Source organism: Hahella ganghwensis DSM 17046 (assembly GCF_000376785.1).
Lineage (GTDB): Bacteria > Pseudomonadota > Gammaproteobacteria > Pseudomonadales > Oleiphilaceae > Hahella > Hahella ganghwensis.
This window is the reverse complement of record NZ_AQXX01000142.1, coordinates 1-18,818: the sequence shown is the minus strand read 5'-3', so window position 1 is coordinate 18,818 and position 18,818 is coordinate 1. Positions and strand designations below refer to the sequence as shown.

Annotated in this window: 22 protein-coding genes; 13 read left to right on the top strand and 9 right to left on the bottom strand. The window is 51.7% G+C overall.

Features of this window, described 5'->3' with window-relative positions:
• Positions 1-9 precede the first annotated feature (9 nt).
• On the bottom strand, positions 10-891 hold the full coding sequence (locus F566_RS0128175; protein WP_020410398.1) for a LysR family transcriptional regulator: 882 nt from the start codon (positions 889-891) through the stop codon (positions 10-12).
• Positions 892-1,063: 172 nt separating this feature from the next.
• Between F566_RS0128175 and F566_RS0128170 the strand changes: the two genes are divergently transcribed.
• A complete protein-coding gene (locus F566_RS0128170) occupies positions 1,064-1,840 on the top strand; it encodes a ferredoxin--NADP reductase (RefSeq protein ID WP_020410397.1) in 777 nt (258 codons plus the stop codon).
• A gap of 150 nt (positions 1,841-1,990) precedes the next feature.
• On the opposite strand, the gene F566_RS0128165 is transcribed toward F566_RS0128170, so the two are convergent.
• The 4 genes from F566_RS0128165 to fliK form a co-directional block, all read right to left on the bottom strand.
• A complete protein-coding gene (locus F566_RS0128165; protein WP_020410396.1) occupies positions 1,991-2,209 on the bottom strand; it encodes a hypothetical protein in 219 nt (72 codons plus the stop codon).
• 17 nt (positions 2,210-2,226) lie between these two features.
• A complete protein-coding gene (locus tag F566_RS0128160; protein WP_020410395.1) occupies positions 2,227-2,520 on the bottom strand; it encodes a DUF1244 domain-containing protein in 294 nt (97 codons plus the stop codon).
• Positions 2,521-2,698: 178 nt separating this feature from the next.
• Entirely contained in the window at positions 2,699-3,034 is a 336-nt protein-coding gene (locus F566_RS34385; RefSeq protein WP_020410394.1) for an EscU/YscU/HrcU family type III secretion system export apparatus switch protein, read from the bottom strand.
• Positions 3,034-4,575 carry a flagellar hook-length control protein FliK gene (gene fliK, locus F566_RS0128150; RefSeq protein WP_020410393.1) on the bottom strand — a complete coding sequence of 514 codons (1,542 nt, stop codon included), beginning with the start codon at positions 4,573-4,575 and terminating at the stop codon, positions 3,034-3,036. Before fliK ends, F566_RS34385 begins: the two co-directional genes overlap by 1 nt.
• A 305-nt stretch (positions 4,576-4,880) precedes the next feature.
• Between fliK and ccmA the strand changes: the two genes are divergently transcribed.
• The 9 genes from ccmA to ccmI all read left to right on the top strand — a co-directional run bounded on the left by ccmA (position 4,881) and on the right by ccmI (position 12,149).
• Positions 4,881-5,585: a cytochrome c biogenesis heme-transporting ATPase CcmA gene (gene ccmA, locus F566_RS0128145; protein ID WP_020410392.1), complete on the top strand. Its 705-nt coding sequence runs from the start codon at positions 4,881-4,883 to the stop codon at positions 5,583-5,585.
• Complete coding sequence (gene ccmB, locus F566_RS0128140) at positions 5,582-6,274, top strand: heme exporter protein CcmB (RefSeq protein WP_020410391.1); 693 nt, start codon at positions 5,582-5,584, stop codon at positions 6,272-6,274. Before ccmA ends, ccmB begins: the two co-directional genes overlap by 4 nt.
• 55 nt (positions 6,275-6,329) lie before the next feature.
• A complete protein-coding gene (locus F566_RS0128135; protein WP_020410390.1) occupies positions 6,330-7,088 on the top strand; it encodes a heme ABC transporter permease in 759 nt (252 codons plus the stop codon).
• The gene (gene ccmD / locus F566_RS0128130; protein ID WP_020410389.1) at positions 7,085-7,264 is read left to right on the top strand and encodes a heme exporter protein CcmD; all 180 of its coding nucleotides are present in this window, start codon (positions 7,085-7,087) and stop codon (positions 7,262-7,264) included. Before F566_RS0128135 ends, ccmD begins: the two co-directional genes overlap by 4 nt.
• Complete coding sequence (ccmE, locus tag F566_RS0128125; protein WP_020410388.1) at positions 7,261-7,704, top strand: cytochrome c maturation protein CcmE; 444 nt, start codon at positions 7,261-7,263, stop codon at positions 7,702-7,704. The genes ccmD and ccmE overlap by 4 nt, the downstream gene beginning before the upstream one ends.
• Before the next feature lie 14 nt (positions 7,705-7,718).
• Positions 7,719-9,734, top strand: a complete 2,016-nt coding sequence (locus F566_RS0128120) for a heme lyase CcmF/NrfE family subunit (RefSeq protein WP_026180379.1) — start codon at positions 7,719-7,721, stop codon at positions 9,732-9,734.
• Positions 9,734-10,330 (top strand): DsbE family thiol:disulfide interchange protein, encoded by a 597-nt coding sequence (locus F566_RS0128115; RefSeq protein WP_020410386.1) that lies wholly within the window; start codon positions 9,734-9,736, stop codon positions 10,328-10,330. The genes F566_RS0128120 and F566_RS0128115 overlap by 1 nt, the downstream gene beginning before the upstream one ends.
• Complete coding sequence (locus tag F566_RS0128110; protein WP_020410385.1) at positions 10,327-10,821, top strand: cytochrome c-type biogenesis protein; 495 nt, start codon at positions 10,327-10,329, stop codon at positions 10,819-10,821. The genes F566_RS0128115 and F566_RS0128110 overlap by 4 nt, the downstream gene beginning before the upstream one ends.
• Before the next feature lie 71 nt (positions 10,822-10,892).
• Positions 10,893-12,149 carry a c-type cytochrome biogenesis protein CcmI gene (ccmI, locus tag F566_RS0128105; RefSeq protein ID WP_020410384.1) on the top strand — a complete coding sequence of 419 codons (1,257 nt, stop codon included), beginning with the start codon at positions 10,893-10,895 and terminating at the stop codon, positions 12,147-12,149.
• A gap of 118 nt (positions 12,150-12,267) precedes the next feature.
• On the opposite strand, the gene F566_RS0128100 is transcribed toward ccmI, so the two are convergent.
• The 4 genes from F566_RS0128100 to F566_RS0128085 form a co-directional block, all read right to left on the bottom strand.
• Positions 12,268-13,023: a YciK family oxidoreductase gene (locus F566_RS0128100; protein WP_020410383.1), complete on the bottom strand. Its 756-nt coding sequence runs from the start codon at positions 13,021-13,023 to the stop codon at positions 12,268-12,270.
• Between the two features lie 83 nt (positions 13,024-13,106).
• A complete protein-coding gene (locus tag F566_RS0128095; RefSeq protein WP_020410382.1) occupies positions 13,107-13,778 on the bottom strand; it encodes an HAD family hydrolase in 672 nt (223 codons plus the stop codon).
• Positions 13,779-13,801: 23 nt separating this feature from the next.
• On the bottom strand, positions 13,802-14,512 hold the full coding sequence (gene ubiG / locus F566_RS0128090) for a bifunctional 2-polyprenyl-6-hydroxyphenol methylase/3-demethylubiquinol 3-O-methyltransferase UbiG (RefSeq protein WP_026180377.1): 711 nt from the start codon (positions 14,510-14,512) through the stop codon (positions 13,802-13,804).
• 130 nt (positions 14,513-14,642) lie between these two features.
• Complete coding sequence (locus tag F566_RS0128085; protein ID WP_020410380.1) at positions 14,643-15,968, bottom strand: TRZ/ATZ family hydrolase; 1,326 nt, start codon at positions 15,966-15,968, stop codon at positions 14,643-14,645.
• A 312-nt stretch (positions 15,969-16,280) separates the two neighbouring features.
• On the opposite strand from F566_RS0128085, the gene mtnA reads away from it, so the two are divergent.
• The 3 genes from mtnA to F566_RS0128070 form a co-directional block, all read left to right on the top strand.
• Positions 16,281-17,315 (top strand): S-methyl-5-thioribose-1-phosphate isomerase, encoded by a 1,035-nt coding sequence (gene mtnA / locus F566_RS0128080; RefSeq protein WP_020410379.1) that lies wholly within the window; start codon positions 16,281-16,283, stop codon positions 17,313-17,315.
• Between the two features lie 231 nt (positions 17,316-17,546).
• Positions 17,547-18,299, top strand: a complete 753-nt coding sequence (locus F566_RS0128075; protein ID WP_020410378.1) for a substrate-binding periplasmic protein — start codon at positions 17,547-17,549, stop codon at positions 18,297-18,299.
• A 299-nt stretch (positions 18,300-18,598) separates the two neighbouring features.
• Positions 18,599-18,818 (top strand): IS5/IS1182 family transposase (locus F566_RS0128070; RefSeq protein WP_020409876.1); only part of this gene is annotated, 220 nt, incomplete at its 3' end.

The following is an 18,818-nucleotide window of genomic DNA, read 5'->3' as shown; positions in this document are numbered from 1 at the left end:
GGAGGGGCGTCAGGTGAGTTCCCGGCACAGGTCCAGCCAGTTTTGAATTCCGGCGCTACGGTACTTTTCTTTGTGCAGGATGAAATAGAAATGTCGTCCGAACTGTCGCTGTGGGACTGGGAGCGGCACCAGGCTGCCCCGCTTGAAAGCGTCTTCGAGAGTGATGCGTGAAAGGCAGCCGATGCCCAGGCCGGCCTCGACAGCTCTCTTGATGGCCTCGGTGTGCTGTAGTTCAATCAGGACTTTTAATTGTGGAATAATGCCATGCATTGCCCATTCGAATGCCTGTCGGGTTCCGGAGCCGCGTTCCCGTAGTATCCAGTCAGCATTCAGAATGTCCTCATCTGTTAGCGCAGGTAAGCGGGCGTAAGGGTGTTCCGGTGCGCAGAACACCGCAAGCTCGTCTTCACGCCAGGGTATGACATCCAGTTCTTCGTTATTCAGTTCACCTTCGATTAATCCGATATCCAGTTCGAAATTAAGAACCTTGCGGGCAATGGTTGTGGTATTGGCAACTTCAAGGGATACGCTGGCGGCCGGATGCTCGCGCATAAAACGGGCCATAATGCTGACAGCCAGATAGTTACCGATAGAAAGTGTCGCGCCGACTTTGAGGGCGCCGATGTCAGTATGTTGGCGAAAGTCCAGTTCCAGGTCTTCGGCCCGCTCGATCAATGCCTCTGCACGTGGGCGCAATAATTTGCCGAGTTCATTGAGCTGTAGTGTTTTCCCGACACGGTCGAACAACTGGATGTCAAACTGAGATTCCAGGGTTTTCAAAGCTTCACTGGCTGCCGATTGGGACATGGACAGGTGCTTGGCTGCCTGAGTGATGTTTTCATAGTGGGCAGCGGCAAGAAAAATCTGGAGTTGGCGTAGGGTAAAGTGCATTATCGGCTAATTCGATTATGGTAATTTAATAATCCTGTTTTACAGGTAGGTTACACTTTGGCTAAATGGCGGGCAATGCATTATTGCTCATGCGGTGTGTAAATACTTTGAACGTTTTATAGATTCGTTGTCTATAAAGAGAGATCAGCAAAGAACGAAAGGAGAGGTTACCGTGTCAGGATTCCGTAAAGAAGTGGTTACCGATGTGCATCATTGGAACGAATCACTCTTTAGTTTCAAAACCAGTCGTGATCCGTCATTCCGGTTTAAAAACGGTCACTTCATTATGATCGGGTTGCCACAGGAAGATGGCCGTCCGCTGATGCGTGCATACAGTATCGCCAGTGCAAATTATGAAGAAGAGCTGGAATTTTTCAGTATCAAGGTGCCTGATGGGCCCTTGACCTCCAAGCTGCAGAAAATCAAGCCGGGCGATGAAATCATCATGAGTCGTAAGCCTACAGGTACGCTGGTTCTGGATCATCTTCTGCCAGGTCGGCATTTGTATTTGATCAGCACCGGTACTGGACTTGCGCCTTTTATGAGTATCATTAAAGATCCGGAAACCTATGAGCAGTATGACAAAGTGATCCTGACCCACGGTGTTCGTCAGGTGTCAGAGTTGGCGTATCAGCAAATGATTTCCGAAGAGCTGCCGAACAATGAGTTTTTCGGTGAGTTCGTCAAGGATAAGCTGATCTACTATCCGACGGTCACTCGTGAGCCTTATGTTAATCGCGGGCGGATTACCGATTTGATGACCAGTGGTAAGCTGTTTTCTGATGTCGGTCTGCCGAATATGGATCCGGAAGTGGACCGCTTCATGGTGTGTGGGTCTCCCAGTATGCTGAAAGATACCTGCGCAATCCTCGATGAGCGCGGCTTTAAAGAAGCTCGTCACGGCGATCTTGGGCATTACGTCATCGAAAGGGCTTTTGTGGAGAGCTAATAACTCTTTAGGTGGGATCAACACCGGAAACCGGAAAAGGCAGGCTCAATGAGTCTGCCTTTTTTTCTTGTAGGGACTGAGAATATTAAAAGGGCCAAGTCAGTTTCAGGCGCTGCGTAAAAAAGCGCATTGGCGATATGCCAGTTTTTATCAGCAGTTCTTGTCCTGTGCGGCAACAGCTTCCTTCACATTTTCGCAGGCTTTGGTCAGTGCTTCACCGGTGGCTTGTCCTGCATCCTTGATTGCCTCTCCGGTACTTGTCAGGGCTTCATCGACTGACTTGCCTGCTTTTTCAAAGGAGTCGGAAGCGCAGCCCCCCATAATGCCCAGGGATAACAAAAGTAACGTGATAGAAACAGCTTTATTCATGGGTGATGGTTGTCCGTTCAGGAAGGTTTCTTATTTTCAAAAGCCTGCTGTTGTTCTGGGGTGGCAGGTTTCTGGTGTTTTTCTTTCCATTCGGTGTAGGGCATTCCATAGACGATTTCACGTGCAGCAGCGTCTTCGAGACAGATCCCTTTCTCCTCAGCTTCGGCTCGGTACCATTTGCTCAGGCAGTTACGGCAAAATCCGGCAAGATTCATCAGATCGATGTTCTGGACCTCGGTATTGTCCTGAAAATGTTTGACCAGGCGGCGAAATACAGCAGCTTCAATTTCGGTTTGGGTTTTCTGATCCATGGAATTAACTCAAGTCTTTTGGTTCTGGTGATGGCAGATACTCAGAGTGTGTTCAAATTTTACTTAAACAGATTCTGTGGAAATGCCGGGTAGTGAAAAAGGTAACCTGATGTTGAGTTGAAATCCAGAGGTCAGATGTCAGCAATGAGCAGTCATTGGTGATGATTTGTGATTGGGGTTAGTCACTTTTAAACCCGTCCGGCACTTTGCCTTGAATATGGTAGGCAAACGCAATGATTTCAGCGATTACGCGGTAAAGTAGTTCCGGGATCTCATCCCCTAGATCCAGCTGTGACAGGGAGCGCACCAGTTCCGGGTTTTCGTATAGCGGAACGCCATGTTCCCGGGCGATAGCAATAATTTCCTCTGCCAGATCCCCTTCGCCTTTGGCAGATACCGTCGGAGCCTTCACGCCATCATATAGTAGAGCTATGGCCTGGGAGTCCGGTTTGGGGTCCCGTGGACCTCTCTGCGAATTCTGAGGAGGTTTTTTTTGATCGTGATATTCAGGCATCAGGCACGCTCGTCAATCAGTTGTTTTGAGATTGGAGTGCTCGGTGGGGGAGGTGCTCCTTTGCGGACGGCCAGATCACCGACCTGTAGGCCCCAGTCCTGTAGCCCTTTGCGTAACCTTGGTAGCTCAGTGTTGACCAGTTTCAGGGTGTGTTGTTTTTCTGCCCAGAAGGTGGCTGACACGGTGCCGTCCGTATAAAGAACATGGCTCTGGAAAGGGCCGACGGTTTCCAGATCAAATGCCAGTATCAGTTTCCATTTGGCCTGGGGTTTCTTCTTTTCCTTATCGGTCTGCTCATCTTTTTCCAGGCGAAGCTGGACTGAATCCAGCCGCTGTCCCTGTATCGGAAGTTCCAGAAACCAGACTTGAGTGTTGGTGCCGTCCGGCCCGGGAGTCAGTGTCTGTTGAAGTGCATTGAGCTGATTGACCTGAATTCTGGACAAGGCTTGAGCCAGTGCGCGCAGCATTTCGCCGGCATCCAGCGGCGTCGAGGCCTGTCTCTGTGAAGTGGTTGTATGGCTCGAGGGGAAGGCAAGAGGGTGTCCTCCCTGGGTATAGTTGGCGACTTGTTGTGTCAGCCAGTTTACCGTTGCTTCCCAGCTCTGCGGCAGCGCCTGAGTTGGCGATTGCTGGATGTGGTTGATCAATGATGAAAGTGTCACTATCAGCAGAGCTTTCAGATCTCTGGGAGCCAGCTGGGACAGAGTGGTTTCTGGCGGCGTTGTCGAGGTTCTTGGGTTGATGTTGGTGTCTGCGCTTCTGGCGGCACTTTTTAATAAATTGGCCTCCAGATTGATTCCGGAGTCCCTGAGGGCGGATTTTAAAGTCTGGGGCTGCGTTATATCGCTTTGCTTGAGAATGGCGTTGCTGAGTTGTCTGGCCAGTTGTCTTGCCGGCTCAGGAATTGCCGGTTGCGACTTTGTCGTTTCGCGACCAGCTGATAACAACTGGTCAAGGCTGCTGCGTAAATCGCTTTGCAGGGGGAGCGACTTTGATAAAGCCTGCATGATGGGGCGGAGTGCTGATTCAAGTGTCGCTTCAGGGGCGGTATTTCCTATCACCCGCAGGCCTTGCTGGGGTAAGACTTTCAGGGTGAGAAGTTTTCCAACGGTAAGGTCGGCTGGAAGCTGTTTGGCCAGAATTTCAGTCAGCAGAGTTTTTCCGCCACCGGTTGTTTTTTCGTTGCCTGTTAATTGTCCGGCGCCAAGCACCTGTAAAGTCAGTTGCCAGAGCCGCAGGGATTGGTCTGAGGAAGTTTGCAGGCCGGGCTGACTGGTGGTCAGTTGTTGATTGGTGCTGAAAACCTGTGCTGCCCTGGCTTCAGGTGGTAAACCCGGCTGACTGCTGGCTGGGGTGCTCTGCAGCAGGTTGCCCGTAGCTTGCGAGGTCTGGTGTTCTGCTTTCAGGCTGGCGCTGAGTACTCTGGCGGTGATGATTTCCCCGACGGTTCTTTTTAAATCAACCAGCTCTGAAGAGGCCGTTGACTTGCTGGCAACGTTTGATTGAGATGGAGGAGGGGTGGGAGGTAGCTCAGTTTTCATTGGTTTTCATCTGTATTCACAACTGACTCGGGTCTTGAAATGTGTTCTGTTTGATTTTTGCGCAGTCTGGAGTCGGTATAGTGTCGAATTGCGCAAAATTTGCCGTACGTCAGGTGAAAATTATTAAATTTCAGTTTTAAACCGATGACTTACCCTGACGATCCGCCGCTGCCTGGGCTATAATGCGCGGCATTTGGCTCCTATAACAAGCATAGCAGTCATGGATTATAAAGAACTATAACCCGGTTCCGTTCCGGCTTTTTATCTCCGGCGGATCTGTCACCTGAATATACTGAAGCGAGCTGATGACTTCATCCACCCCACTACTGCAGGCCCGTGGACTTTTCTGCGAGCGCGATGACCGGATATTGTTCGACGGTCTGTCATTTAGCGCGGACTATGGAGAGATTCTACAAATTGAAGGGCCAAATGGGGCAGGAAAGACCACCTTGCTGAGGCTGATCAGTGGATTGATGCCTCTTCATGAGGGGGAGTTGCTCTGGAAGGGCAAGCCAGTCTCTGAAGTGCGCTTTGATTTTATTTCCTCCCTGCTTTTTCTGGGGCATAAGACGGGTATTAAAAGCCTGTTGTCGCCGTTGGAAAATCTACGCATCTGGTGTGGTGCCCGTTTCTCTGTTGATGAGAACAGCATGATTGCTGCCTTGGAGGCAGTGGGGCTTGGCGGTTATGAAGAAGTGCCCTGCCACAGTCTTTCGGCCGGGCAGCAGCGTCGCGCTGCGCTGGCGAGACTGCATTTGTCCCCGGTTCCTGTCTGGATTCTGGATGAAGCTTTTACGGCCATTGATAAACAGGGTGTCACTGAGCTTGAGGGCTGGATTGTTGATAAGGCCGCTCAGGGAGGGATGGTAATTCTAACCACTCATCACCGCATTGCAACTAATAGCAGGTTGCGCAAATTGCAGCTTGGTAAAGGGCAGGAAATAGAAATCGTGCACGAGGTGTTGGGAGAAGAAGAGATGGCATCTGCCAAGCATGAGGGGGAGTCATGAGTGTGGCGTCTCCCAGTCTTTGGCAAGTTTTTTTTGCCGTGGTAAAGCGGGATTTGTTGCTGGCATTCAGGCGTCGACAGGATCTGGCCAATCCACTGATATTCTTTGTGATTGTGATTAGCCTGTTTCCACTGGGGGTGTCTCCCGAGTCGTCGTTTCTGGCCACTGCGGCTGCAGGTGTGGTTTGGGTGGCGGCTTTGCTGGCGACATTGCTTTCTCTGGACGGAATGTTTCGTGCCGATTATGAAGATGGAGCGCTCGAACAGATGCTCCTGACTCCACAGCCCTTGTTCCTGCTTGTGTTGGGGAAGGTGTTGGCTCACTGGCTGGTCACCGGATTGCCACTGATTTTGCTGAGCCCAATATTAGCCATTATGTTGCATCTGGATGAGTCCCTTCTGACCATTTTGGCGTTGACTCTCCTGGTCGGGACACCGGTTTTGAGTCTGGTTGGTGCAATCGGGGCGGCTTTGACAGTAGGATTGAGAGTTGGGGGAGTGTTGATTTCGCTGCTGATTCTGCCTCTTTATATCCCGGTTCTCATTTTCGGCACCGGTGCAGTGCAGGCCGCTGCTGCAGGATCTGAATATACCGGGTTCCTCGCGATACAGGGGGCAATTCTGATGTTGGCATTGGCGTTGGCGCCCTTTGCCGCGGCAGCAGGGTTAAAGATCAGTGTTTCGAACTAAATCAGGCTTCAATTGTAAGTCGGATTTCAACAGATAGAGGTGAAATAGAAAATCCATGTGGAGCAGTTTCAAAAGGTGGTTTCACCAGTGGGGATCGCCCAAATGGTTTTACGAACGTAGCCTGGTCTGGTCCCGTTGGCTGGGGCTGATTGCTTTGCTATGTATACCAACCAGCATTATCTGGGGATTGTTTTTTGCGCCGGCGGATTATCAGCAAGGCAATAGCTTTCGAATTATTTACCTGCATGTTCCGGCGGCCGTTCTGGCTCAGTCCTGTTACGTCCTGATGGCTATTGCCGGATTGGTGGGGCTGGTCTGGAAAATGAAAGTGGCGGATGTGGTGTTGAAATCCGCTGCACCCATTGGCGCATCCTTCTGTTTTCTTGCGCTGTTTACGGGTGCCGTCTGGGGGAAACCAACCTGGGGAACCTGGTGGGTGTGGGATGCCCGGCTGACGTCCATGCTGATTTTGTTGTTTTTATACTTTGGGGTGATCGCTCTGGAGTCTGCAATTCAGGACACCATTACCGCCGCCAAAGCGGCCGCCATTCTTTGTCTGGTGAGTGTAGTGAATATTCCCATTATCAAATATTCGGTGGATGTCTGGAATACGCTTCACCAGCCCGCCACTTTCAAATTAACCGAAAAACCTGCCATGCCAATGGAAATGTGGTTGCCGTTATTGATCATGACGATCGGTATTTATGCCTTCTTTGGTTACGTACTTTTCTTACGAAGTCGTAATGAGATAATCGAACGTGAACGTCGTACCCTATGGGTCCGCGAGCTGGTGGAACGGGAGTCTGTCGCATGAGTTTTGCCAGTTTCAGTGACATCATTCATATGGGAGGGCATGGTTTCTATGTCTGGTTGGCCTACGGCGTGGGCTTTGCCATTCTCGGTTATAACCTGGTGGCACCAAAGATGAAGAGAAATGCTCTGAAGAAGCGTTTATCCCAGCAGTTAAAAAGGGAGAAACTTGCCAAATGAACCCCAAGCGCAAACAAAGGTTGCTGGCGGTAACATTTATCGTTTTCGGGGTGGGAGCAGCCGTGGGGCTGGCCCTGTTTGCCCTGAGTCAAAACATTAATCTGTTCTTTAATCCCACTCAGGTGGAAGCCGGTGAAGCACCTGTCGACCAGCGTATACGGGTTGGTGGTATGGTTGTGGAAGGAAGCGTGAACCGTGATCCCAATTCTTTGGCTGTCACTTTCGATTTGACGGATTACCAGGGGGTTGTGACGGTTGCCTATACGGGCATTCTTCCTGATCTATTCCGTGAAGGGCAGGGGATCGTGACCCAGGGAAGGCTGGATGCCGAAGGTATCTTCCAGGCCGATGAGGTTCTCGCCAAGCACGATGAGAATTACATGCCACCGGAAATTCAGCGGGCGGTGGATAAAGCCAACCGGGCTGAGACAAGCTACTGACATATAGGTCTTAGATGATTGCTGAACTAGGTCATTATGCACTGATTCTCGGGTTTTGCTTTGCGATTCTACTATCGACGATTCCTTTGGTGGGAGCATGGATGGGGGATCGTGTCTGGATGCGACTGTCGCGTCCACTGGCGGGAGGTCAGTTTATTCTGGTGTTGGGCTCATTCTGTGCTCTGAGTCTGAACTTTCTGCTGGATGATTTCAGTGTTCAGTACGTTGCCGGAAACTCTAACAGTCTGCTGCCCTGGTACTACAAGATCAGTGCTGTCTGGGGTGGGCACGAAGGCTCGCTGTTGCTTTGGGCTCTGATTCTCACTGGCTGGACTGCTGCCGTTGCCAAGTTCAGTAAATCGTTGCCTCTGGATATGGTGGCTCGCGTTCTGGGTGTCATGGGGCTGGTCAACATCGGCTTCATGCTGTTTATCCTGATGACTTCCAATCCGTTTTTGCGTTATCTGCCATCTTCGCCACAGGATGGCGCAGACTTGAATCCTCTGCTGCAGGACTTTGGCCTCATTGTGCATCCACCGATGCTTTACATGGGCTATGTTGGATTCTCGGTTGCTTTTGCCTTTGCAGTGGCCGCTTTGCTTGGTGGGCGTCTCGATGCCGCCTGGGCCAGATGGTCGCGTCCCTGGACAACGGTTGCCTGGTCTTTCCAGACATTGGGCATTGCATTGGGTAGCTGGTGGGCGTACTACGAGCTTGGTTGGGGCGGATGGTGGTTCTGGGATCCTGTGGAAAATGCCTCTCTGATGCCATGGTTGGCCGGGACTGCTCTGATGCATTCTTTGGCTGTTACCGAAAAGCGTGGCGTGTTCAAGAGCTGGACTGTTCTGCTGGCTATCTTTACCTTTTCACTGAGTCTGCTGGGAACCTTCCTGGTTCGCTCAGGAATCCTGACCTCGGTGCATGCATTTGCCTCTGACCCAGAGAGAGGAAGCTTTGTTCTGGCCTTATTGATTGTCACGATTGGAGGCTCTCTTTTGCTCTACGCTCTCAGAGCCCCTGTGGTGAAAAGTCATATCGGATTCAGTGAGCGGTCCCGAGAAATCTTTCTGTTGCTGAACAATATTCTGCTAATGGTAGCTACACTCACTGTTCTGGGTGGCACCATGTTTCCTCTGATTGCCGAGTATGCCGGCTACGAAGTGTCGGTAGGTGCCCCTTACTTTAACCTGATGTTTGGATTCCTTGCGCCGGTGCTGGTGTTGATTATGGGGGTCGGCATTTACAGTCATTGGAAAGACACGCCTGCAGGCACCTTGCTCCGCAAGGTTCCGCCTCTGGCAGTGATCAGTTTGCCGCTTGCGCTGGTTGTTCCCTGGCTGATGGGCAGTTTCGAGTGGATGGTAGTTGTGGGGATGTTTATTGCCGTCTGGTTGACTGTGGCAACAGCGCTGGATGTATGGGCAAAAAGTGCATCCCGTAAAGGCCGCTTGCAGGGTTGGTTGAAGACTTCACGCAGTTATAAGGGGATGGTGCTCGGGCACCTGGGGTTAGCGGTGACCATTGTTGGTGCAACGTTGGTATCACACTATACCGTCGAAAAAGATGTTCGTATGGCGCCGGGCACTGTCGCAGAAGTGGCAGGTTACCAGTTCAAATTTCTCTCTGTTGGTCGCAAACAGGGCCCCAACTATGTGGGAGATAAAGCGGATATTCAGATCCTTGATGGTGATGGCGATGTGGTGACGACTCTGCATCCGGAAAAACGTCGGTACGTGGTTTCCGATAATGTGATGACAGAGGCCGGGATTTCACCTGGTCTGCTGCGTGATCTTTATGTGTCTCTGGGAGAACCTGTCGGCGAACAGGCCTGGGCAGTTCGGTTGCAGTACAAGCCCTTCGTCCGCTGGCTCTGGTTAGGGGCTATACTGATGACCTGGGGCGGCCTTCTGGCGGTTGCTGATCGTCGTTACCGGATGTTGCGCAAAGCCTCTTCGGAAAAACACTCAGTTGACATCCAGGCTCAGGAAAATCGTTCGGCGACAGGCGTGACAGCAGGAGGCGCCGAATAATGAGACGTCTGATTCTCTTCGTTCCGTTGTTGGTGATCATGGCCATGTTTTTTCTGTTTCAGCAGATGATTGATCACGATCCGACGGAAATGGAGCTGGCCAGAAAAGATAAGCCTGTTCCGGCTTTTGCCTTGCCTGGTCTGCGCAATCCCGAGCGCTTTTTTACCCAGGAAGACCTTAAGGGCAAGCCTATGTTGGTCAATGTGTGGGCTACCTGGTGTCCGTCATGCCGGGTGGAGCATCCTTACCTCCTGAAGCTGGCAAAAGAAAAAGGCGTGCAGTTGGTCGGGCTCAATTACAAGGACGACCGAACCGCTGCGCTGGAATGGCTGGATAAACTTGGCGATCCTTATGTCTTTACCGTCTTTGATGAAGAGGGGCGTCTGGGATTGGATCTGGGGGTTTATGGCGCACCAGAAACCTATGTCGTCGATGCTGAAGGGATTATCCGCTACCGCCATGTGGGGGTGGTAAACGAAAAAGTCTGGAATGAAGTGTTGGCCCCCCTGATGGAAGATTCGGGGACGAGGGAGTCTGAGGTAAAGGACACCAGGGTTAATGAATCTACAGGCTCAGAACAGGGAGCGTCTTCATGAAATCCTGGTTTGGAATTTTGATTCTGTTCTCTGTGGTGGTGTCTGGCCCGGCTTTCGCTATTGATGTTTACGAGTTTCCCGACGAGCAGACCCGTGAGCGCTATCAGGATCTGACCTGGGAGCTTCGCTGCCCTAAATGTCAGAATCAGAATATTGCCGATTCCAACGCGCCGATTGCACAGGATCTGCGTCGCGAGGTTCATCGACTGTTGATGGACGGTCGCTCGGATAAGGAAATTGTGGACTTTATGGTTGAGCGCTATGGTGACTTTGTATTTTATCGGCCGCGAATGAGCGGACACACAGTCGTTCTCTGGATCGCTCCATTGGTCCTGGTTTTGATCGGTGTTTCAGTGGTCATGATACTTGGGCGCCGTAACCGCAATGCAGGTCGGGATGGGGATGCTCTGAGCGCTGGTGACAGGGAGCGATTAAAGCAGTTGCTTGAAGAAGCCGATCACTTGTCTGACAAAAAAAACGATAAATCCTAAAAAATCATGTAGCCCGGCCTGGCTTTTGGGGCGTGCTGCTTTCCCAAACATCAACGAGAATACTCTTAACTATGCTTTTTTTCTGGCTGGCACTTGGAATACTGACGCTGATGGCGATTGCCATGATTGCATTGCCCTTGCGCAATATGCTGAATCAGGAAACGGCTGCGTCGAAGGATACGAGTCAGAAGCAGACGAACCTGGCCATCTTCAAGGATCGTTTGGCTGAGCTGGAGAATGATCATAAGCAAGGTCTGATCGATGAGAAAGAATTTGGCGAGCTTAAGGCGGAGCTGGAAACCAGTCTGCTGAATGATTTGCCATCAAACGATACCGGAAAACCCGTCAGAAAGAACGCTGGGGCTGGGGTATTGATGGTTCTGGGGTTTATCGGTCTGCCGGCATTGGCGTTAGGATTATATCAATACCTGGGTGACTACAAAGGCCTCAACCAGGCTCATTGGATGGATGAAACCAGACTCCTTCTGGCCAGGGAAGGGAATAATATGCAGGCGATTCTGGATCGTCTGGAGCAGCGCTTGCAGGAAGATCCCGAACATATCGAAGGCTGGGTGCTACTGGGACGCTCCTATATGACTCTGGAGCGATACAAAGAGGCAGCCGGTGCCTTTGCTGAGGTGGCCAGATTGCTCGAAGAGGATAATCAGAATCCTGGTGTTGGATATGGTCTGCTGGCTCAGGCGCGTTTCTTTGGTGAAAAGGGAATGACGGCAGGAGTGCAGGAGGCTGTGCGTAAAGCCCTGGCAGCCGATCCTGGGGAATCCAATGCTTTGAGTATTCTGGGGGTCTCTGCATTCCAGCAGGGTCGATACGCAGATGCGGTACGCTACTGGCAGGCGATACTGGATAGTAATCCCAATGATCCGAATGCGGACGCGATCAGGAATGGCATCAACCGTGCCCAGGCTTTGGCAGCTGTCAGGCAGTCAGAATCCGGTGAAAACACCGAGGTAGGTGAGCCGGTGAAGCTTGCGGTTAAGGTGTCATTGGCAGAAGCTGTCAGTGCTCAGGCCGATGGGAGTGATGTGGTTTATATTCTCGCACGCCCGGTCGGTGGCCGTATGCCAGTCGCAGTGACTCGGGTCAGGGTTCAAGATCTTCCAATAACCCTTGCGCTTGATGACTCTATGTCCATGGGGCCGATGGCAAAACTGTCGTCAGTGGAGCAAGTGGAAATTGTGGCGAGAGTATCCAAAGCTGGTACGCCGCAGCCACAAAGCGGCGATATTGAAGGGTTGATCGGCCCGGTTTCGGTAAAAGGCCAGGAAGCGCCTGCTGAAGTGATGATTGATCGGGTGATACAGTAAACTGGATTGAGTTTTGTCTCATTGCTGAGAACGTACAAAGGGGGTAGACACTGCTGGTGCCTACCCCCTTTGATTATGTATCTGGCGCAGAGAATGATTATTTGCTTTGGACTTTGCGCTAGTCTTTGATCTGGGCGTCAAATGCCTGGCCGGTTACCCCGATACTGTCTTTCCCCATCAGGTACAGGTATACGTTCATAATGTCTTCCGGTACGGGGTTCTTCTTCGGATCTTCAGCCGGATAAGCCATGGCGCGCATGTGAGTTCGAGTGGCTCCGGGGTTGATGGAATTCACTCGTATCAGGTGTTCTTCGTCATCCAACTCATCAGCCAGCACCTGCATCAGGCCTTCGGTGGCGAACTTTGAAACAGAGTAGGCTCCCCAATAGGCGCGTCCTTTTCGGCCAACACTGGACGATGTGAACACGATGGAGGCGTCTTCTGATTTACGGATAACCGGGAGTAGAGAGCGGGTCAACAGAAATGGGGCATGGGCATTTACTTGCATGACCTGCGCCCAGGAATCCGGATCGTAATGCTCAATGGGAGTTCTGTGTCCCAGAATCGATGCGTTGTGAAGTAGTCCGTCAAGGCGCCCGAATTCGTCATCAATGGCCTGGGCCAGGTCGTCATAATCTTTGGCAACAGCGCCTTCGAAATTGACCGGAAAAATTGCAGGCTGCGGGCCGCCAGCTGCTTCAATGCTATCGTAGACGTCTTCCAGTTTTTTTGTGGTTCTGCCGGTGAGAATAATGGTTGCGCCGTAGCGGGCAAAAGTGGTGGCGGCCGCGCGGCCAATACCGGCGCCGGAACCTGTGACCAGGATAACCCGCCCTTTGAGCAGTTGTTCAGGGGCTTCGTAGGGATACATCATGTTTAATGGTTCTTTATTGACTGTTTGGGTTCGGTAACCTGGTCGTCTCAGTGATGGCCAGGTTACGCAGAGTTCTGTTGCGCCTATGATGCCATAAGCAGAGAGGACAAGTCTTGGGGTTGCCGGATAATGTAGTCCGCTGACCAGTTTTCAATATTGTCATGTCCGGGAATGTAGCCATAGGCGGCCGCCACGGTTTTCATGCCGGCATTGCGGCCGGCTTCGATATCTCTGACATGGTCACCTACATACCAGAGCGAAGATGGTGGTAGGTCCAGTGTAGTGGCAGCTTTCAGTAACGGCTCAGGGTCTGGTTTGGTGCGGGTGACATCGTCCGGGCATACCAGGACTGCAATAGAAGCCAGGCCTAAAGCTTCGAGTAGGGCTTCACTGTAAAGGCGGGGCTTGTTAGTGACGATTCCCCAAGATATCCCTCGCTTGTCCAGGTCTTCCAGTAAAGGGGCAAATCCGGGGAAAAGGCCGCTGTCGATGCAGATGTTATCCAGATATAAATCCAGAAACTCTTGTCGCAAGGCGGCAAAGTCCGGGTGGTCCTCTGAAACATCGAATCCCAGCTTGACCATGGCTCGCGCACCTTCCGATACCGCCTGTCTGACGACCGGGAAAGCAAGTGCTTCAAGGCCATGGCGGTTGCGATGGATATTCAGTACACGGTGAAAATCCGGGGCCGTGTCTATCAGGGTGCCATCCAGGTCAAAGAGGATTCCGCGGGGGAGGGAGTGGGTCTGTGTCATTGTCCAGAAATCCTATACAGCCGTTACAGTACCGGTTTTACCGCGTGCATCAGGTAATTGACGTCAACATCCTGATTCAGCTTGTATTCCCGCGTGATCGGGTTGTAGGTCATGCCTTTGGTTTCTTGAAGTTCCAGGCCGGCTTCCCGAAGCATTCTGGCCAGCTCGGCAGGCTTGATGAACTTTTTCCAGTCATGGGTGCCTTTGGGGAGCATCTTGAGCACATATTCTGCACCGACAATGGCGAACAGATAAGATTTCGGGTTTCGGTTGAGTGTGGAGAAGAACAGATTGGCGCCGGGTTTTGCGGCTTCTGCGCAGGCTTTGATTACCGAGGCTGGGTCTGGTACGTGCTCCAGCATTTCCAGGCAGGTCACCACGTCATAGTGCGCTGATTGTTCAGCGGCGAGATCTTCAATCGTGGTTTTTCGATAATCGACTTTGATCCCGGACTCCAAGCCGTGCAGACGCGCCACGGACAGGGGCTCTTCTCCCATATCGATGCCGGTTACATGGGCGCCGCGCCGGGCCATTCCTTCACTCAGCAATCCGCCGCCGCAACCAACATCCAATGCCAGTTTTCCCGGTAGAGCGGCTTTCTGATCAATAAAATTCAGACGCAGGGGGTTGATATCATGCAGGGGTTTAAATTCACTCTCCGGGTCCCACCAGCGGTGTGCCAGGTCTTCAAACTTTTTGATCTCTGCCAGATCAACGTTGTCTACAGCGGTCATAGGTTCTCTCGCAGCGGTCATAGGTGCTGTCGTTTGTCCGGTTGTTGTCCGGGGTTCTCTTTTTTGGGTGCCCGTCATTTGATTTGAAAGCCTGAAGTCAGGACGGGCACTTTGCCGGGATCTTAATATCCTAGTTGTTACCGACTAGTTTACGTTGCCAGCCCGCAACAAGTTTAGCGATTTTACCTGTATCCATGCCAACCAGATGTCGATCTGTCATGCGAGGCTTACCTCCAATCCAGGAATGGGTGACATGATGGGATTTTACCGCATAAGCCAGGTGCGAGGTGATATGGAAAACGGGCTGCAGCTCCAGCGCACTGAGATCGATAGCGATCATGTCAGCCCATTTACCCGCCTCCAGGGAGCCCAGGTCGGCCTCTTTGCCCAGTGCCTTGGCGCCATTGATAGTCGCCATCTCAAGTGCTTCAAATGCGCTGATGGCCGCTGCATCTTCTGCCACTGCTTTGGCTGTTTGGGCGGCTGTCTGCATTTCGCCCAGCATGTCCAGGTCATTGTTGCTGGCAGCGCCGTCGGTTCCCAGCGCCACGTTGATACCGGCGGCTGATAATTTGGCAATCGGGCAGAATCCGCTGGCCAGTTTGAGGTTGGATTCCGGGCAGTGGACGATATGAGCCCCCGTCTCCTGGAGGATTTCAATATCCCGGTTATTAATCTGGGTCATGTGAACACACTGGGTATTGGGGCCCAGTACTCCCAGCTCGTACATTCTTTCAGTCGGACGCTTGCCGGTCTTCTCCAGAGCGTCGTTGACCTCAAATGCGGTTTCATGGAGGTGGATCTGAATCTGGGCATCGAGTTGATTGGCCAGCGTCACAATCTGCTTTAACGGCTCATCCGAGACGGTGTAGGGGGCATGAGGGCCGAACGCAATCTGTACCAGATCGCTGTGCTTATACTCGTCAAACAGTTTGACTCCCTTGTGAATGTAGTCCTCTGCATGGCTGGCCCAGGAGGAGGGGAAATCCAGGATCGGGAAGGCAAGCTGGCAGCGCATACCGGCATCAACGGCTGCAGCGGCGGCGCTGGCAGGAAAAAAGTACTGGTCGCTGAACGTCGTGGTCCCGCTGCGAATCATTTCTACGATGGCGAGAGAGACGCCGTCGTGTACAAAATCGGCGTCGACATATTTGCCCTCGGCCGGCCAGATATGATTGTTCAGCCATTCCATTAATGGCAGATCGTCAGCCATTCCCCTGAACAGTGTCATGGCGGCGTGACCGTGAGCGTTTATCATTCCCGGCATCAGGGCATGCTCGGGGAGCTGTACATGCTCTTTGGCGCTGTAGCGTTGCATCAGATCATTGCTGTCCCCAATGTCAAGAATGCGGCCTCCGTCTATAACGACGGAGCTGTTTTCCAAAATCAGGTTGGCTGGGCGGATTGGAACAATCCAGCGGGCGGTAATAATCAGATCAACGTTTTGTTGCGACACGATGTGTATTCCTGTGACAAGTCCTTGAAAGGGCAAAGTATACTCAGATTATGAGGTGAGAAGTAGGTTGACCTTTGCAAACAGATGTCATTCTGTTGTCAGCAATGTGGAGACGTTCTATCGATAATATGATCCTCCAGGCAGCTTAAGGGGTGAACCCAGGGTGCGAATTGACCTTTCAGCGTAGATCGCTGCTGATGATAAATCGTATAATTCTGACTTTGTTTAGTCATTCCATGCTTATTCACCCAGGAAGGAAGCCTGCCCCGTTTGTGCCGACAGCCTGATCAGCTAATTTAACCAGGAAATTTCATGACCAATTCATCTGTTACGCCGATACGCTGGAATCATCAAGAACTTATTTTGCTGGATCAGAGAATTTTGCCGGCTACAGAGTCCTATGTGACCTGTCGTGATGCTGAGTCCGTTGCTGGTGCCATCAGAGATATGGTGGTTCGTGGGGCACCAGCGATTGGTATTTCAGCGGCTTATGGTGTTGTGTTGGCAGCACGAGCGCATTCTGGTAGTCACCCCGGCGCTCTGGAGCCACATTTTAAAGTGTTGGCTGAATCAAGGCCCACAGCGGTGAATTTATTCTGGGCGCTGGATCGAATGAAGAAGCGTCTTGAAGAACTCGGTTCGGTCGATGTGCAGGCTCTTGAGCAGGAAGCCATCGCCATTCATCAGGAAGATCTTCAGGCCAATCTGCATATGGGAGAACTCGGAGCAGACCTGATTGCGGAATCCGGCAAGGGTAATATCCTGACTCACTGCAACACCGGTAGTCTGGCTACAGGCGGGTATGGAACTGCGTTGGGAGTGATTCGCTCAGCCAATAAACGCGGGCTGGTGGAGAAGGTGTTTGCGGACGAGACACGTCCCTGGCTGCAAGGGGCCAGGCTGACTGCCTGGGAACTGTGCCAGGATGAGATCCCTGTTCACCTGATTGCCGACAGTGCTGCGGCACACGTGATGAAAACCTGTGGTGTCACCTGGGTCGTGGTCGGGGCGGATCGGATCACGGCAAATGGCGACGTTGCCAACAAAATCGGTACCTACAGTCTGGCGGTTCTGGCAAGACAACATGGTGTCAAGTTCATGGTTGCCGCGCCTTCCAGTACAATCGATTTCAATCTGAGCAGCGGTAAAGATATTCCGATCGAGGAGCGCACGGAGCAGGAATTGAAAAGCCTCCAGGGGGTGACGATTGCTCCCGAAGGTGCACGAGCCTTTAATCCTGTATTCGATGTAACTCCGGCACACCTGATCGATGCGATTGTTACAGAAAGAGGGGTTGTCCAGGCACCAGACCTTGATGGAATGGCCGTGTTGCGATCAAGTTCCTGATCATTTTCTGAATACTGCTAAACTTAAGGTTGATTCCCGGAGTAAAGTGTCAGGTACAGTCGGCTTTAGCATCGTTAAGGAAAATCGGGCATCTGCAAGTGGGTATAGTGGGTATAGTGGGTCGTTGGAACAGGCTGTCTATCAATCTGGCAGTCTGCTGATCAATGTGGTGGCGCTCGGCGCCAGTGACCCCGGCACGGTTATCCGATGTGGAGGTATTAGCGGTGATTTTTGTGGGCATTGCTTGTCGCAGGATTCCTGCTGGTGATTCAGGGAGGCGCTCAGGCTGACACGTTGCGTATCGGGACTGGGGAGTATGCCCCCTGGACAACCAAGGATTCCCAACATTCAGGCTTGATCAACCGAATCGTGAAAGAAGCGTTTCGGCGTCAGGGATACCATGTGGATTTTGTCTTTGTTCCCTGGGTTCGGGCTCGAACGGAAACCGAACTTGGGCGGTTTGATGCCTCCTCGTTCTGGTTCAGAAACCCTGAGTACGAAACACAGTACCTCTTGTCCAATACCATATTCGTGCAGAGAGAGGTGTTTTTTTATCTGAAACAAAAGCCTCTACCGTCCTGGCGTACGCTTGGTGACCTTAAAGATCTGGTATTCGGCGCCACCATCGGCTACAGCTATACTCCGCAGTTTTGGGAGATGGCGAAAGAGAAAGAGCTGCAAGTGGAGGAAACCTCCTCGGATATCGTGAACTTTCGCAAACTGGTGAGGGGGCGCATCGATATTTTTCCCTGCGAGGAAGTGACAGGGTGGCGGATTCTGAATCGCGAGTTTAATCATGGAATCGCCAATCTGGTTGCGACCCATGATAAGCCGCTAAGATCGGCTGAGGTCACTCTGCTGATGAGTCGTCAGCGACCAGAATCCCAGCAACTCATGAATCTGTTTAACCTGTCTCTCGAAAAAATGATGGATGATGGAACGCTCGATAGTTTCTATGATGACATGCTGGCGGGTGTTTATTAGATCAGCCCCTTAATAATTCCAATAGGATGCGTTTTGATCTGGAAAATATGTGCATTCATGTTGAATTTCATGCAGGATCACACTTGCTAAAGCAAATCACCATCATGCTTCCAGGGGGTGCGCCATAATGCCGTGCAACAAGCCACAGCACATTGTTGCTCTTGTCAGGGCGTGGGTATGCGAAGCGTTAGGCGGTATCTTTTTTATTAGGAATATTTGTGAATAAATCTAAGGAGGCTCTGAATAACTCCCCAAATCAGTCATAATACGGCCAACTTCACTCATCAGGAATACTATCCATGGATCAGATGACTTTCTCCGAAGCTGAATACCAGAATAAGAAGCGTAAGACCCGCCGGGAAATCTTTCTGGAGCGAATGGATAAGCTGATCCCATGGAAACGCATGGAAAAGAAGATCGCCCGCTATTACCCCAAGGGCGAGAACGGCCGCCCTCCGTATCCGTTATCCACCATGCTTCGTGTCCACTGCATGCAGCTATTTTATAACCTCAGCGATC